This is a genomic window from Streptomyces sp. MZ04 (genome assembly GCF_004684775.1).
Classification (GTDB): domain Bacteria; phylum Actinomycetota; class Actinomycetes; order Streptomycetales; family Streptomycetaceae; genus Streptomyces.
Map to the genome: position 1 here is coordinate 1 of NZ_SRIC01000543.1, position 1,832 is coordinate 1,832.

Sequence of the window (1,832 nt, forward strand, 5' to 3'; positions counted from 1 at the left end):
CGACGGGAGCGACGGGAGCGGCGGGGGCGGCGGGGTCATCGAGACGCGCTGCCCGCTGACCGAGCTGACGCACGAGATCTGGCACGGCTTCGTGCCCGGAGTCCGTCCGGGGCAGCGCTACGGCTATCGCGTGCACGGCCGCTGGGACCCCTGGACGGGCGCCCGCTGGAACCCGGCGAAGCTGCTCCTCGACCCGTACGCGCGTGCGGTGGACGGCGACTTCGGCGCGAGCGGCCTGCCGCCCGAGGTGTACGGGCATGTGCGGGACTGGCCGCAGCAGCAGGTGGCCGACACTGTGCGGGACGACCGGGACTCCGCGCCGTACGTCCCCAAGGGCGTGGTCGTGCACGACGACGCGCCGGACGACGAGTGGACCGACGACCGGCGCCCCAAGACGCCCTGGGCGGACTCGGTCATCTACGAGGTGCACGTGCGCGGCTTCACCAAACTGCACCCCGGGATACCGGAGGAACTCCGCGGTACGTACGCGGGGCTGGCGCATCCGGCGGCGATCGACCATCTCGTACGCCTGGGTGTGACGGCGGTGGAGCTGCTGCCCGTCCACCAGTTCGCGCACGAGGACCATCTGCTGCGCCGGGGCCTGAAGAACTACTGGGGCTACAACTCGATCGGCTACTTCGCCCCGCACGCGGCGTACGCGGCGTCGGGGACGACGGGCCAGCAGGTCGGCGAGTTCAAGCGGATGGTGCGGGCGCTGCACGAGGCCGGGATCGAGGTGATCCTGGACGTGGTCTACAACCACACGGCGGAAGCGGGCGAGTTGGGCCCGATGCTGTCCCTGAAGGGCATCGACAACCGCGGCTACTACCGGCTCCAGCCGTCCGACGCGCGGCGGTACGCGGACTACACGGGGTGCGGGAACACGCTCCAGGTCGTCCAGCCGCACGTCCTGCGCCTGATCACGGACTCCCTTCGCTACTGGGTGACGGAGATGGGCGTGGACGGCTTCCGCTTCGACCTCGCGGCGGCGCTGGCTCGCTCCTTCCACGACGTCGACATGCTCTCGCCCTTCCTGGCGGTGATCGCGCAGGACCCGGTCCTGCGGCGGGTGAAGCTGATCGCCGAGCCGTGGGACGTGGGGTCCGGCGGCTATCAGGTGGGGGCGTTCCCTCCCCTGTGGACGGAGTGGAACGACCGATACCGGGGCGCGGTACGGGACTTCTGGCGGGGCGCGCTGCCCGATGTGCGGGATCTGGGCTACCGGCTCTCCGGGTCGAGCGACCTCTACGCCTGGGGCGGGCGGCGGCCGTACGCGTCGGTGAACTTCGTGACGGCGCACGACGGGTTCACGCTGCGGGACCTCGTCTCCTACGAGCGCAAGCGCAACGAGGCCAACGGCGAGGGCAACCGGGACGGCTCGGACGACAACCGCTCCTGGAACTGCGGCGCGGAGGGCGAGACGGGGGACGCGCGGGTGACGGAGGTGCGCCGCCGGCAGCTGCGCAACCTGCTGACGACGCTGCTGCTGTCCACCGGGGTGCCGATGCTGGTCGCGGGCGATGAGATGGGGCGTACGCAGCGGGGCAGCAACAACGCGTACTGCCAGGACAACGAGGTCAGTTGGCTGGACTGGGGCCTCCTTGAGGATCCGGGATGGCGGGCGCTGTTCGACCTGACGTCCCGTCTGATCGCGCTGCGCCACGCGCATCCCGTGCTGCGGCGGCGGGCCTTCTTCTCCGGCCGTGCGCATTCCGTCGACGGGCTGCGGGATCTGGCGTGGTTCACGGCGCGGGGCGAGGAGATGACGGAGGCGGACTGGTACGCGCCCGCGGCGACGCTGGGGATGTATCTGTCGGGGCGGGACATTCCCG

1 protein-coding gene is annotated in these 1,832 nt (G+C 71.3%); it reads left to right on the top strand.

The window, feature by feature from the left end; all coding sequences use genetic code 11:
- On the top strand, positions 1-1,832 hold a 1,832-nt coding region (glgX, locus tag E2651_RS42975; protein WP_135336692.1), incomplete at both ends, for a glycogen debranching protein GlgX.